This is a genomic window from Variovorax sp. J22G73, from assembly GCF_030317035.1.
Lineage (GTDB): Bacteria > Pseudomonadota > Gammaproteobacteria > Burkholderiales > Burkholderiaceae_C > Variovorax.
In genome coordinates this window covers 230,292-243,021 of the sequence record NZ_JASZYK010000010.1, presented here as the reverse complement: position 1 = coordinate 243,021, position 12,730 = coordinate 230,292, and the positions used below count along the sequence as shown (strand labels likewise).

Annotated in this window: 11 protein-coding genes; 10 read left to right on the top strand and 1 reads right to left on the bottom strand. The window is 69.4% G+C overall.

Going from position 1 to position 12,730, the window contains the following annotated elements; genetic code table 11:
- The 3 genes from QTI51_RS29295 to QTI51_RS29285 all read left to right on the top strand — a co-directional run bounded on the left by QTI51_RS29295 (window position 1) and on the right by QTI51_RS29285 (window position 2,660).
- The gene (locus QTI51_RS29295) at window positions 1-384 is read left to right on the top strand and encodes a Rieske (2Fe-2S) protein (RefSeq protein ID WP_286516907.1); all 384 of its coding nucleotides are present in this window, start codon (window positions 1-3) and stop codon (window positions 382-384) included.
- 25 nt (window positions 385-409) lie between these two features.
- On the top strand, window positions 410-1,018 hold the full coding sequence (locus QTI51_RS29290; protein ID WP_286516908.1) for a YbhB/YbcL family Raf kinase inhibitor-like protein: 609 nt from the start codon (window positions 410-412) through the stop codon (window positions 1,016-1,018).
- A gap of 145 nt (window positions 1,019-1,163) precedes the next feature.
- Window positions 1,164-2,660: a sensor domain-containing diguanylate cyclase gene (locus QTI51_RS29285; protein ID WP_286516909.1), complete on the top strand. Its 1,497-nt coding sequence runs from the start codon at window positions 1,164-1,166 to the stop codon at window positions 2,658-2,660.
- A 10-nt stretch (window positions 2,661-2,670) separates the two neighbouring features.
- Here QTI51_RS29285 and QTI51_RS29280 read toward each other — a convergent pair whose 3' ends face one another.
- A complete protein-coding gene (locus QTI51_RS29280; protein WP_286516910.1) occupies window positions 2,671-3,591 on the bottom strand; it encodes a LysR family transcriptional regulator in 921 nt (306 codons plus the stop codon).
- A 149-nt stretch (window positions 3,592-3,740) separates the two neighbouring features.
- On the opposite strand from QTI51_RS29280, the gene QTI51_RS29275 reads away from it, so the two are divergent.
- The 7 genes from QTI51_RS29275 (at window position 3,741) to QTI51_RS29245 (ending at window position 12,698) form a co-directional block, all read left to right on the top strand.
- A complete protein-coding gene (locus QTI51_RS29275; protein ID WP_286516911.1) occupies window positions 3,741-5,876 on the top strand; it encodes a 3-hydroxyacyl-CoA dehydrogenase NAD-binding domain-containing protein in 2,136 nt (711 codons plus the stop codon).
- A 14-nt stretch (window positions 5,877-5,890) separates the two neighbouring features.
- The gene (locus QTI51_RS29270; RefSeq protein ID WP_116910638.1) at window positions 5,891-7,081 is read left to right on the top strand and encodes an acetyl-CoA C-acyltransferase; all 1,191 of its coding nucleotides are present in this window, start codon (window positions 5,891-5,893) and stop codon (window positions 7,079-7,081) included.
- A 10-nt stretch (window positions 7,082-7,091) separates the two neighbouring features.
- On the top strand, window positions 7,092-8,300 hold the full coding sequence (locus QTI51_RS29265) for an acyl-CoA dehydrogenase family protein (RefSeq protein ID WP_116910639.1): 1,209 nt from the start codon (window positions 7,092-7,094) through the stop codon (window positions 8,298-8,300).
- Window positions 8,301-8,311: 11 nt separating this feature from the next.
- The gene (locus tag QTI51_RS29260) at window positions 8,312-9,463 is read left to right on the top strand and encodes an acyl-CoA dehydrogenase family protein (RefSeq protein WP_286516912.1); all 1,152 of its coding nucleotides are present in this window, start codon (window positions 8,312-8,314) and stop codon (window positions 9,461-9,463) included.
- Complete coding sequence (locus QTI51_RS29255; protein ID WP_286516913.1) at window positions 9,460-10,287, top strand: oxepin-CoA hydrolase, alternative type; 828 nt, start codon at window positions 9,460-9,462, stop codon at window positions 10,285-10,287. Before QTI51_RS29260 ends, QTI51_RS29255 begins: the two co-directional genes overlap by 4 nt.
- Window positions 10,288-10,360: 73 nt before the next feature.
- Complete coding sequence (locus QTI51_RS29250) at window positions 10,361-11,569, top strand: CaiB/BaiF CoA transferase family protein (RefSeq protein ID WP_286516914.1); 1,209 nt, start codon at window positions 10,361-10,363, stop codon at window positions 11,567-11,569.
- Between the two features lie 115 nt (window positions 11,570-11,684).
- A complete protein-coding gene (locus QTI51_RS29245; protein ID WP_116910812.1) occupies window positions 11,685-12,698 on the top strand; it encodes a Bug family tripartite tricarboxylate transporter substrate binding protein in 1,014 nt (337 codons plus the stop codon).
- Window positions 12,699-12,730: the final 32 nt, after the last annotated feature.

Below are 12,730 nucleotides of genomic sequence, written 5' to 3'. Positions count from 1 at the left end.
ATGACCGACGACTTCACAGCGCCCGCCCCTACGCCCGATCACGGCGCCTCCGACCCCGCCCGCCAGCAGATTGCCACCACGCTCTCCAGCGATGGCCTCGCAAGCAAGTTCACCGCGCCCGACGGCGTGCCCGCCTTCGCGGTGCGCTGGCAGGGCGGCGTGTACGCGTACCTCAACCAGTGCCCCCATGCCGGCGGCCCGCTCGACTTCGAGGGCCAGGTGCTCGAAAGCTCGGGGCGCTTCCTGATGTGCGCGCGGCACGGCGCCATCTTCGAGCCCGACACGGGCAAGTGTGTGGGCGGCCCCTGCCGCGGCGCGCGGCTCACGCCGCTGGCGGTGCACGAAAAGACCGACGGCAGCGTGTGGCTCGGCCACGCCGGATAGAGAGACAACCTTTCCAGGAGATTCCATGCGCAACAAGCTTCACTCATTCGCCCTGCCGGCAGCGGCGCTCGCCTTCGCGGGCGTCATGGGCCTCGTGGCGGGCTGCACCGGCATGTCCGGCGCAGCCAACAGCGGCCCCGGCGGCAAGGCCTACACCGGCATGCGGGTCAGCTCCAGCGCCTTCGCCGACAACGGCGTGATCCCGGCCGAGCACGCCGGTGCCGGCGAATGCGGCGGCAAGAACGTGTCGCCGCCCGTGGCCTGGAGCAACCTGCCGGCCAAGACCAGGTCGGTTGCCGTGTTGATCTTCGACCCGGACGGCGCGGCCGGCCTGGGCGTGTCGCACTGGGTGGCCTACAACATCGCGGCCGACCGCGGCGAGTTGAAGGCGGGCGAGGGCCAGGCGGGCTCCAACTTCAACTTCACCATGGGCCCGAACGTGGCCGGCGCGCCCGCCTACCGCGGCATGTGCCCGCCGGTGGGCGACCGGCCGCACCACTACGTGATGACGGTGGTCGCCACCGACCTGGCCCCCGGCGCGCTGCCGGCCGGCCTGGGTCGCGACGCGCTGGTGGCCGCGCTCAAGGGCCGTGCGCTGGGTGGGCAGAGCGTGGTGGGCCTGTACAGCCGCTGAGGCACCGGTGATGAATCCGTGCTGCCCAGGGCGCGCCGCGTGGTGCTCGCGCATCACAAGATGTAAGCACGCGGGTAATAATTAAGGCTCCAGTTCGCCGGCACTCGGCAGCCATGGCTGCAGCCGCTTTTCTGAAAGCTCATCGATGGTCCAGCCCGCAGCCGCGCCCGGCGTCTCTCTTGCTTCCCCTCACAGCGGCGACCTCGACGCCATGTTCGACCTGGCGCCCGTCTCCCTCTGGCTCGAGGACTACAGCGAGCTCAAGCGCAAGCTCGACGGCTGGCGCGCCGAAGGCGTGACCGACCTGGTCGCCTACCTGGCCGAAGACCCGGCCCGCGTCAGCGGCTGCATGGCGCTGCTGAAGGTGCTGCGCGTCAACCAGCACACGCTGAAGCTCTTCGCCGCCGACAGCCAGGAGATCTTGCTCGGCGCGCTCGACCGCGTGTTCCGCGGCGACATGTCGGCCACCGTGGTGCACGAGCTCGACCGCCTGTGGCGCGGTGAGCTCACCTTCGAGAGCGAAACCGTCAACTACGCGCTCGACGGCCGCCGGCTCGACGTGCGCGTGCGCGCCCGCGTGCTGCCCGGCCACGAACACAGCTGGGACCGCGTGCTGGTGTCGCTCGACGACATCACCGAGCGCGTGGCCGCGCAGCGCCTGCGCGACGAAAGCGCCACCTACGCGCGCAGCCTGTTCGACCGCTCGCCGGTCTCGCTATGGGTGGAAGACTTCAGCGCCGTGCGCACGCTGATGCAGAGCATTCGCGCGCGCGGCATCACCGACTTCGCCACCTTCATCAAGGTGCACCCCGAGTTCGTCACGCGCTGCATGCAGGAAATTCGCGTGGTCGACGTGAACCACGAGACCCTGCGCATGTTCGGCGCGCCCGACCTCGGCACGCTGCTGGGCAACCTGTCGCGCATCTTCCGCGACGAGATGCGCGAGTCGTTCGCCGAGCAGCTGCAGGACCTGTGGAACGGCAAGACCGTGCAGCACCGCGAAGTGCTCAACTATTCGCTGTCGGGCGAGGTGCTGAACATCCACATGCAGTTCGCGGTGCAGGACGACCGGCTCGACACCTGGGACCTGGTGCTGGTGTCGCTGGTGGACATCACCGCGCGCAAGAAGGCCGAGGCCTACCTCGAGTACCTGGGCAAGCACGACGTGCTCACCCAGCTGTGCAACCGCACCTACTACAGCGAGGAGCTCAACCGCCTGTCGCGCAAGGGCCCGTGGCCGGTGTCGATCGTGGCCATCGACCTGAACGGCCTGAAGCAGCTGAACGACCACGAAGGCCACGCCGCCGGCGACTCGTTGCTGCGCCGCATGGGCGAGGTGCTCGACAAGGCCGTCGACCCGCCGGCCTGGCCCGCGCGCATCGGCGGCGACGAGTTCGCCGTGCTGCTGCCGCTCACGGACGAGCGCGGCGCCGAGGCGATGCGCGAGCGCATCCTCACGCTGCTGGAAATGAACAACCAGTTCCACGCAGGCCAGAGCGGCCACGCGCTGAGCCTGGCGATCGGGCTGGCGACGTGCAACGCGGGGGAGTCGCTGGAGTCGGCGCTGCAGCGCGCGGACCGGGCGATGTACGACGACAAGGCGCGGTACTACGAGACGAGCGGCCTCGACCGGCGCGCGTAGGCAAGGAAAGTCAGGCCGCCTGGACCGGGGCGGCTTCGGGCGCGGGCACCCTCACCCGCTCCAGCACGAAATCGATGAACGTCCTGATCGCCCGCGTGTGCTGGCGGTTGGGCATGTACAGCATGAACATCTGCGTGCCGAAGATGCTCAGGCGCCAGTCGTCCAGCGTGGTCACCACGTCGCCCTTGCGCACGTCTTCCTGCACCACGTAGTCGGGCACCAGCCCGATGCCCAGGCCCGCCAGGATGGCCTGGCGCAGGAACAGGAAGTTTTCTGAAATGAGCGTCGGCTCCAGGATCACCTCGCGCCGGGTTTCACCCTGGTACGCCGACACGCGCAGCTGCCGCCCGATGACGGCCGCCGTGACCACCGGCGCGCCCTGCAGCGCGTCGAGCTGCACCGGCAGCGGGTTCCTCGCCGCGTAGTCGGTCGATGCGCAGGCCACGTAGCGCACCGGGCCCATCTCGCGCGCCACCAGGTTCTGCGGCGGCTCGGGAATCACGCGGATGGCGATGTCGACCTCGTCGCGCAGCAGGTCTTCGATGCGGTTCTCGAACACCACGTCGAGCACGATGCCGGGGTATTGCCGCTTGAAGTCGATGAGCCAGTCGGCCATCACCAGCTGGCCGTAGCCGCTGGGCACGCTCAGTCGCACGCGGCCGTGCAGGCCCTGGCCCAGCTCGGTGACCGACTCGCGCGCGGCCAGCAGTTCGCCCTGGATGGCCACGCCGTGCTGGTACAGCCGCAGGCCGATCTCGGTGGGCTCGGCGCGCCGGGTGGTGCGGCGCACCAGCTGCGCGCCCACCGAGCGCTCCAGCTGGTTCAGGTGGTAGCTGAGGTTGGCGCGGGTCATCTTGAGCCGGCGGGCCGCCGCGCTCAGGTTGCCCGCATCGAGTATTTCCACCAGCAGGGTGAGCGATTGCAGGTCCATGCGGGCGATTGTGTCAAAAATTCTTTGACAGTCTGTCAACCGGCTATGCAATTGTCAAAGCGGCGCTGCGGGCAAAGAATGCGGGGTTCACCCCCCAGAGCCTCCGGGTCCGCGCGTTCGCCGGTACCCGCCACGCAAGAGACAAGCACATGGCCACACCAAACCCAAGCCCTTCCACGTCTTCCGGTCCCGTCACCTTCGAGCGTCATGGCGACGTGTTCGTGGTGACCATCGACAACCCGCCCGTCAACGCCCTGGGCGTGGACGTGCGCCGCGGCCTGGTGGCCGCCATCGACGCGGCCGAAGCCGACAGCGCCGCCAAGGCGGTGCTGATCGTCGGCGCGGGCCGCAACTTCATCGCCGGCGCGGACATCCGCGAGTTCGGCAAGCCGCCGCAGGCGCCCTCGCTGCCCGAGGCCTGCCTGAAGATCGAGAACTGCACCAAGCCGGTGGTCGCCGCCATCCACGGCGCCGCGCTCGGCGGCGGGCTCGAAGTGGCGCTGTCGGCCCACTACCGCCTGGCCTCGCCCACCGCCAAGCTGGGCCTGCCCGAAGTGGCGCTGGGCCTGCTGCCCGGCTCGGGCGGTACGCAGCGCGCACCGCGCCTGATCGGCGTGAAGCCCGCGCTGGAACTGATGCTGAGCGGCCGCCACGCGGGCGCGAAGGAAGCGCTGTCGCTCGGCCTCGTCGACCGCCTGGCCACCGACGCCGACGCGCGCGCCGAAGGCCTCGCCTACGCGCAGGAGCTGGTGGGCGCCAACGCCCCGGTGCGCCGCACGCGCGAAGCCGCCGGCCTGGCCGACACCGAAGCCAGCCGCGCCGCCCTGGAGGCCGCGCGCGCCGACACCGCCAGGAGGAGCCGCGGCCTGTTCTCGCCGATGAAGATCATCGAAGCGGTCGAAGGCGCGCTCTCGCTGCCCTTCGACGAAGGCATGGTGCTGGAGCGCAAGCTGTTCCTGCAGTGCATCGACAGCCCGCAGCGCGCCGGCCTGATCCACGCCTTCTTCGCCGAGCGCGAGGTGCTGAAGGCGCCCGAGACCAGGTCGGCCAGCCCGCGCCCGCTCGCGTCGGCCGGCATCGTCGGCGGCGGCACCATGGGCGCCGGCATTGCCGTGGCCATGCTGGACGCGGGCATGCCCGTGACCATGATCGAGCGCGACGACACCCAGCTCGCGCGCGGCCGCGCCAACGTCGAGAAGGTGTACGACGGCCTCATCAAGAAGGGCCGCCTCACCGAAGAGGCCAAGGCCGCGGTGATGGCGCGCTTCAACGGCTCCACGCACTACGACGCCCTGGCCAACGCCGACATCGTGGTGGAAGCGGTGTTCGAGGACATGGCCGTGAAGAAGGCCGTGTTCGCCGAGCTCGACCGCGTGTGCAAGCAGGGCGCCGTGCTGGCCACCAACACCTCGTACCTGGACATCGACGAGATCGCGGCCAGCATCTCGCGCCCGCAGGACGTGGTGGGCCTGCACTTCTTCTCGCCGGCCAACATCATGAAGCTGCTCGAGATCGTGGTGCCCGCCAAGGTGAGCGCCGACGTGGTGGCCACCGGCTTCGACCTCGCGAAGAAGCTCAGGAAGGTGCCGGTGCGCGCCGGCGTGTGCGACGGCTTCATCGGCAACCGCATCCTGGCCGTGTACCGCCAGGCGGCCGACCACATGATGGAAGACGGCGCCTCGCCCTACGACATCGACGCGGCGGTGCGCAACTTCGGCTACCCCATGGGCCCGTTCCAGGTGTCGGACCTGGCCGGCGGCGACATCGGCTGGGCCACGCGCAAGCGCAAGGCCGCCACGCGCGACCCGCAGGCGCGCTACGTGCAGATTGCCGACCGCATCTGCGAGCGCGGCTGGTTCGGCCAGAAGACCCAGCGCGGCTACTACCTGTACCCCGAAGGCGCCCGCGCAGGCCAGCCCGACCCCGAGGTGCTGGCCATCATCGACGCCGAGCGCGCACGCGCGGGCATCGTGCCGCGCCAGTTCACCGAAGAAGAAATCATGCGCCGCTACATGGCCGCCATGGTCAACGAGGGCGCCAACGTGGTGCTGCAGCGCATTGCATTGCGCCCGCTCGACGTGGACGTGACCTTCCTGTACGGCTACGGCTTCCCGCGCCACCGCGGCGGCCCGATGAAGTACGCCGACACCGTGGGCCTGCCGAAGGTGCTGGCCGACATCCGCGAGTTCGCGAAGGAAGACCCGGTCTTCTGGAAGCCGTCGCCGCTGCTGGTGCAGCTGGTCGAACGCGGCGCCGATTTCTCGAGCTTGAACCAATCCGAATAAACAGGAGCACTCCCATGCGTGAAGCCGTCATCGTTTCCACCGCCCGCACCCCGCTGACCAAGGCGCACCGCGGCGAATTCAACATCACCTCCGGCGCCACGCTGGCGGCCTTCGCCGTGAAGGCGGCGGTCGAGCGCTCGGGCCTGGACCCCGCGCTCATCGAGGACGCCATCCTCGGCTGCGGCTACCCCGAGGGCACCACGGGGCGCAACATCGCGCGCCAGAGCATCATCCGCGCGGGCCTGCCGATCAGCATCGCCGGCACCACGGTGAACCGCTTCTGCGCCTCGGGCCTGCAGGCCATCGCCATGGCGGCGGGCCGCATCGTGGCCGAGGGCGCCCCGGCCATGATCGCGGGCGGCGTGGAAAGCATCTCGCAGATCCGCAGCCGCAGCGCGACGGACGCCGGCGACAACGGCATGGACCCGTGGATCGTCGAGCACAAGCCCGCGCTGTACATGGCCATGATCGAGACGGCCGACATCGTCGCCAAGCGCTACAACATCAGCCGCGAGGCGCAGGACCGCTTCTCGGCCGAGAGCCAGCGCAAGACCGAAGAGGCCCAGCTCGCCGGGCGCTACAAGGACGAGATCGTCGCCTGCACCACCACCATGGCCGTGACCGACAAGGAGACGAAGGAAGTCACCCACCGCGAAGTCACCGCCACCGAAGACAACTGCAACCGCCGCGGCACCACCTACGAGGCGCTCGCCAAGCTCAAGCCGGTGATGGGCGAAGACAAGTTCGTCACCGCCGGCAACGCCTCGCAGCTGTCCGATGGCGCCTCGGCCTGCGTGCTGATGGAAGCCAAGGACGCCGAGCGCGCCAACCTGCAACCGCTGGGCGTGTTCCGCGGCCTGGCCGTGGCCGGCTGCGAGCCCGACGAGATGGGCATCGGCCCGGTGTTCGCGGTGCCCAAGCTGCTGGCGCGCCACGGCCTCACGGTCGACGACATCGACCTGTGGGAGCTGAACGAGGCCTTCGCCTCGCAGTCGATCTACTGCCAGGACAAGCTGGGCATTCCGTCGGAGCGCCTGAACGTGAACGGCGGCGCGATCTCCATCGGCCACCCCTTCGGCATGACCGGCGCGCGCCTCACGGGCCACGTGCTCATCGAAGGCAAGCGCCGCGGCGCCAAGTACGCCGTGGTCACCATGTGCATCGCCGGCGGCATGGGTGCCGCGGGCCTGTTCGAAATCTATTGAGGAGTTCGCGATGGACCTGAACTTCACACCCGAAGAAGAAGCCTTCCGCGGCGAAGTGCGCGCCTTCCTGGCGGCGAAGCTGCCGGTGCGCCTTTCCGAGAAAGTGCGCGGCGGCAAGATCCTGGAAAAGGCCGACATGCAGGCGTGGCACGCCACGCTGAACGAGCGCGGCTGGCTGGCCAACCACTGGCCCGAGCAGTACGGCGGGCCGGGCTGGACGGCGGTGGAGAAGTTCATCTTCGAACACGAGTGCGCGCTGGCCTTCGCGCCGCGCATCGTTCCCTTCGGCGTGAACATGCTCGGCCCGGTGCTCATCAAGTACGGCAACGAGGCGCAGAAGCAGCACTGGCTGCCGCGCATCCTGAACGGCGCCGACTGGTGGTGCCAGGGCTACTCCGAACCCGGCGCGGGCTCCGACCTGGCGGCGGTGAAGACGTCGGCCGTGCGCGGCATCGACGCGCAGGGCGACCACTACATCGTGAACGGCCAGAAGACCTGGACCACGCTGGGCCAGCACGCCAACATGATCTTCTGCCTGGTGCGCACCAACCGCGAGGCGAAGAAGCAGGAAGGCATCAGCTTCCTGCTGATCGACATGACCTCGCCCGGCGTGGAAGTGCGCCCGATCATCACGCTCGACGGCGAGCATGAAGTGAACGAGGTGTTCTTCTCCGACGTGCGTGTGCCCGCCGAGAACCTGGTGGGCGAAGAGAACAAGGGCTGGACCTGCGCCAAGTACCTGCTGACCTACGAGCGCACCAACATCGCGGGCGTGGGCTTCTCGGTGGCCGCGCTCGAGCAGCTCAAGGGCATTGCCGCCTCGCAGACCAAGAACGGCAAGCCGCTGGCCGAAGACCCGGCCTTCGCGGCGCGCCTGGCGCGCGTGGAGATCGACCTGGAGAACATGAAGACCACCAACCTGCGCGTGATCGCGGCGGTGGCCGGCGGCGGCGTGCCGGGCGCGGAGAGCTCGATGCTGAAGATTCGCGGCACCGAAATCCGCCAGGAAATCTCGTCGCTCGCGCGCCGCGCCATGGGCGTGTACGGCCGCCCGTTCGTGGCCGAGGCGCTGAAGGACGGCTACACCGGCGAGACCTTCGGCCCCGACTACGCATCGGCCGCCGCCTCGCGCTACTTCAACAACCGCAAGCTGTCGATCTTCGGCGGCTCCAATGAAATCCAGAAGAACATCATCTCCAAGATGATCCTGGGCCTGTAAGGAGACACGCAGTGAACTTCGAACACACCGAAGACCGGCGCATGCTCGCCGACAGCCTGAACCGCTTCATCTCGGAGCAGTACGCCTTCGACGCGCGCGACCGCATCGCGAAGTCGGCGCACGGGTTCAGCAAGGACATCTTCCGGCAGTTCGCCGAACTGGGCGTGATCGGCGCGCTGTTCAGCGAGGCCGACGGCGGCTTCGGCGGCGGCGGCTTCGACATTGCCGTGGTCTTCGAGGCACTGGGCCGCGGCCTGGTCATCGAGCCGCTGCTGGGCGCGGTGATGGTCGGCGAGGCGCTCAGCGTGGCCGGCACCGAGGCACAGAAGGAAAAGCTCGGCGACATCATCAACGGCGTGGCCGTCGTGGCCTTCGCGCACGACGAAGCCGACACGCACTACGAGCGCACGCGCGTGCAGACGAAGGCCGAGCGCAGCGGCGACGCGTGGGTGCTGCACGGCGCCAAGGCGGTGGTGCCGCAGGGCGAGCAGGCCGACCTGTTCCTGGTGTCCGCACGCACGGCGGGCAACGTGAGCAACGTGAACGACGAAGCCGGCATCTCGCTGTTCCTGGTGCCCGCGAAGACCGCGGGCCTCACGGTGCGCGGCTGCCCGTCGATCGACGGCGGCCGCGTGGCCGAGCTGTCGTTCGACGGCGTGACGCTGGGCGCCGACGCGCTGCTGGGCGCCGAAGGCCAGGGCCACGCCACGCTGGAGCGCGCCATCGGCCGCGGCGTGCTCGCGCTGTGCGCCGAAGCGCTGGGCGCCATGGAAGCCGCCAAGACGGCCACGCTGGAGTACCTGCGCACGCGCAAGCAGTTCGGCATTCTGATCGGCAGCTTCCAGGCCCTGCAGCACCGCATGGCCGACCTGCTGCTCGAGATCGAACAGGCGCGCTCCGCCGTCATCAACGCCGCGGCGGCCATCGACACCGGCGACCGCGTGACGCGCGAGCGCGCGCTGTCGGCGGCCAAGTTCAGCATCGGGCGCATCGGCGCGCTGGTGGCGGAAGAAAGCATCCAGATGCACGGCGGCATCGGCATGACGTGGGAGCTGCCCCTGCCCCACTACGCCAAGCGCCTGGTCATGATCGACCACCAACTGGGCGACGAAGACCACCACCTGCAGCGCTACGTCCAGCTCGGCAAGGAGCTCGCGGCATGACGGACACGACGAACAAGACCGTGCTCGTCTCGCAGCAGGGCGCCGTGCGCATCCTGACCAACAGCAACCCCGGCGCGCGCAACGCGATCACGCCGACGCTGTACGCCGAACTCTCGGCCGCGCTGGCCGACGCCGAGCAAGACCCCGAGGTCGGCGCCATCGTGTTCACCGGCGCGGGCGACTTCTTCTGCTCCGGCGGCGACCTGAACCTGCTGGCCAAGCGCCGCGAGCTGCCGATGGCGGAACGCCGCCAGATTCTCGAAGGCCTGAACAACCTGATTCGCGCGCTGCGCGATTGCGCCAAGCCCGTGATCGCGGCGGTCGAGGGCGGCGCGGCCGGCGCGGGCCTGTCGATGGCGCTGGCCTGCGACATGCTGGTGTCGGCGCGCGACGCGTTCTACACGGTGGCGTACATCAAGGTCGGCCTCACGCCCGACGGCGGCGCCACCGCCTTCCTGGCCGAGTTCGTCTCGCGCCAGGTGCTGACCGAGCTGTGCCTCACCGGCGACCGCATGACCGCCGAGCGGCTGAACCAGCTGGGCGCGGTCAACCGCCTGACCGACAAGGGCGCGGCGCTGGCGGAAGCCGTTGCGCTGGCCGCCAAGGTGGCGACCGGCCCGCAGCGCGCCACCACGCGCATCAAGACGCTGTGCCGCCAGGCGCACCACGCCACGCTCGAAGAGCAGCTGGCGGCCGAGGCCGTGTTCATGGTCGAGTCGCAGGGCGACGCCGAAGCGGCCGAAGGCATCGGCGCGTTCCTGGGCAAGCGCAAGGCCGACTTCGTCGCGCTGCGCCACGACGACAAGGCAAAGGACGCGTCCTGACGCCGAGCCTGCCGCCCCTGCATTCCGCCTCGCACGCCGTGCGGGGCTTTTTCGTTTCTCCGAAGTCCCCGTCATGCCTCTATTGAATTCATCGCTGCCGCTCGCCGGCGTGCGCGTCCTCGACCTGTCCCGCATCCTGGCGGGCCCCTGGTGCGGCATGGTGCTCGCCGACATGGGCGCCGAGGTGATCAAGGTCGAGCACCCGGGCCGCGGCGACGACACGCGCGACTGGGGCCTGCGCGTGGGCAAGACCGAAACCGCCTACTTCAACAGCGTGAACCGCAACAAGCGCTCGGTCACGCTCGACCTGCAGACGCCCGAGGGCCAGCAGCTCGCGCGCGACCTGGCCAGGCAGTGCGACGTGGTGATCCAGAACTTCAAGTTCGGCGGCATCGACAAGCTGGGCCTGGGCTACGAGCAGCTCAGCAAGGAAAACCCGCGCCTGGTGTATTGCTCGATCTCGGGCTACGACCGCACCGGCCCCGAGGCCGCGCGCCCCGGCTACGACCTGGTGGTGCAGGGCGAGGCCGGCCTGATGGCGCTGAACGGCGAAGCCAACCAGCCGCCGCTGAAGTTCGGCGTGGCCGCGGTCGATTTGTTCACCGGCATGTACTCCGCGCAGGCCGTGCTGGCCGCGCTGTACCAGCGCGAGAAGACCGGCAAGGGCCGCCACGTGGAGATGGCGCTGTTCGACTGCGGCCTGATGATCACCGCCTACTACGGCCTGGAAGCGCTGTTGATGGGCGAAGACCCGCCACGCTACGGCAACTCGCACCCGTCGATCGTGCCCTACGGCGTGTTCGACGCGGCCGACGGCCCGCTGGTGATCACCGTGGGCAACAACGCGCAGTTCGCACGCTTCTGCACCGAGGTCATCGGGCGGCCCGACCTGGCGGCCGACGAGCGCTTCAAGACCAACATCCTGCGCTCGGCCAACCGCGCCGTGCTGCTGCCCGCGTTGCACGCCGAGCTGGCGAAGCGCCCGCGCGCCGAGCTGCTCGAAAAGCTCACCGCGTCGGGCATTCCGTGCGGCGAGGTGCTGGGCCTGCTGGAGGCGCTGCAATCGAAGCGCGCCACCGACGCCGGCCTGGTCACGAAACAATCGCACCCGGTGGCCGGCACGGTCGACGTGCTGGCGCCGCCCTACCGTTTCGACGGCGAGCGCCTGCCGGTGCGCAGCGCGCCGCCCACGCTGGGCGAAGGCACGCACGACGTGCTGCAGTCGCTGCTCGGGCTGTCGGACGAAAAGCTGGCGGCGCTGAAGGCCGGCGGCGTGGTCTGACGAACACGCGCCTGCAGCCTTCGCATCGCCTTCTCGCCCTCTCGTCGTTTTCCTGTTTTCCGTTCCTGTTCCCGTTCCCGTTTCCCGTCTACCGTTTTCCCTGTTGAAGAAGTCCATGGCCTCCCTCGCTTTCCGTTCCCTCCGCAGCCCCGTTCGCCGTGCACTCGTCGCCCTGGCCCTTCCCGCCGCCCTGTCGCTCGCAGCCGGCAGCGCCTTCGCGCAAGCCTGGCCCAGCAAGCCGATCACGCTGATCGTGCCCTTCCCGCCCGGCGGCCCGACCGACGTGGCCTCGCGCATCGTGGCGCAGAAGATGTCGCTCGCGCTCAAGCAGAACATCGTCATCGACAACCGCAGCGGCGCCTCGGGCACCGTGGGCGCGGCGGCCGCTGCGCGCGCGCCGGCCGACGGCTACACCTTCGTGATGCTGGCCACGCCCACGCTGCTGGCCTCGCACCTGTACGGCCCCACCGGCGGCTACGACATCTTCAAGAACTTCACGCCCGTGGGCTCGGTGTACGACCTGCCCATCGTGCTGGTGGTCAACCCCAAGTCGCTGCCCGAAGTGACCAACCTGCAGGGCCTGATCGCCAAGGCCAAGGCCGAGGGCGGCAAGCTCAACTACACCACCGCAGGCGCCGGCAGCTTCGGCCACCTGACCACCGAGCAGCTGAAGACCATCGGCAAGTTCGACATGCAGCACGTGCCCTACCGCGGCAGCGCGCCGGCCGTGACCGACCTCATCGGCGGCCAGGTGCCGGCGATGTTCTCCGACTTGGTGGCCGTCATTCCGCACATTCGCGCGGGCAAGGTGCGCGCCATCGCGGTGGGCTCGGCCAAGCGCGTGAGCCTGCTGCCCGACGTTCCCACGGTGGCCGAGCAGGGCTTCCCCGGCTTCGACGCCACCTCGTGGGGCGGCCTGCTGGCGCCCGTGGGCACGCCCAAGGACGTGGTCGACCGCATGAGCGCCGCGCTGAAGAACGCGCTGGCCGACAAGGAAGTGCAGGACAAGCTCGAAAGCGTGGGCTCCTTCGCGGCCTACCGCACGCCCGAGCAGACCGGCGTGCGCATGAAGCAGGACTTCGAGCGCTGGGGCAAGGTCATTCGCGACAACCACATCACGAACCAGTAAAACCGGGCGGCCGGCAGGGCGACACCTTTCAA

Bases quoted from the DNA above. Each gene is read 5' to 3' on its own strand.
- QTI51_RS29295 (WP_286516907.1), top strand. From the start codon at position 1: ATGACCGACGACTTCACAGCGCCCGCCCCTACGCCCGATCACGGCGCC.
- QTI51_RS29290 (WP_286516908.1), top strand. From the start codon at position 410: ATGCGCAACAAGCTTCACTCATTCGCCCTGCCGGCAGCGGCGCTCGCC.
- QTI51_RS29285 (WP_286516909.1), top strand. From the start codon at position 1,164: ATGGTCCAGCCCGCAGCCGCGCCCGGCGTCTCTCTTGCTTCCCCTCAC.
- QTI51_RS29280 (WP_286516910.1), bottom strand. From the start codon at position 3,591: ATGGACCTGCAATCGCTCACCCTGCTGGTGGAAATACTCGATGCGGGC.
- QTI51_RS29275 (WP_286516911.1), top strand. From the start codon at position 3,741: ATGGCCACACCAAACCCAAGCCCTTCCACGTCTTCCGGTCCCGTCACC.
- QTI51_RS29270 (WP_116910638.1), top strand. From the start codon at position 5,891: ATGCGTGAAGCCGTCATCGTTTCCACCGCCCGCACCCCGCTGACCAAG.
- QTI51_RS29265 (WP_116910639.1), top strand. From the start codon at position 7,092: ATGGACCTGAACTTCACACCCGAAGAAGAAGCCTTCCGCGGCGAAGTG.
- QTI51_RS29255 (WP_286516913.1), top strand. From the start codon at position 9,460: ATGACGGACACGACGAACAAGACCGTGCTCGTCTCGCAGCAGGGCGCC.
- QTI51_RS29250 (WP_286516914.1), top strand. From the start codon at position 10,361: ATGCCTCTATTGAATTCATCGCTGCCGCTCGCCGGCGTGCGCGTCCTC.
- QTI51_RS29245 (WP_116910812.1), top strand. From the start codon at position 11,685: ATGGCCTCCCTCGCTTTCCGTTCCCTCCGCAGCCCCGTTCGCCGTGCA.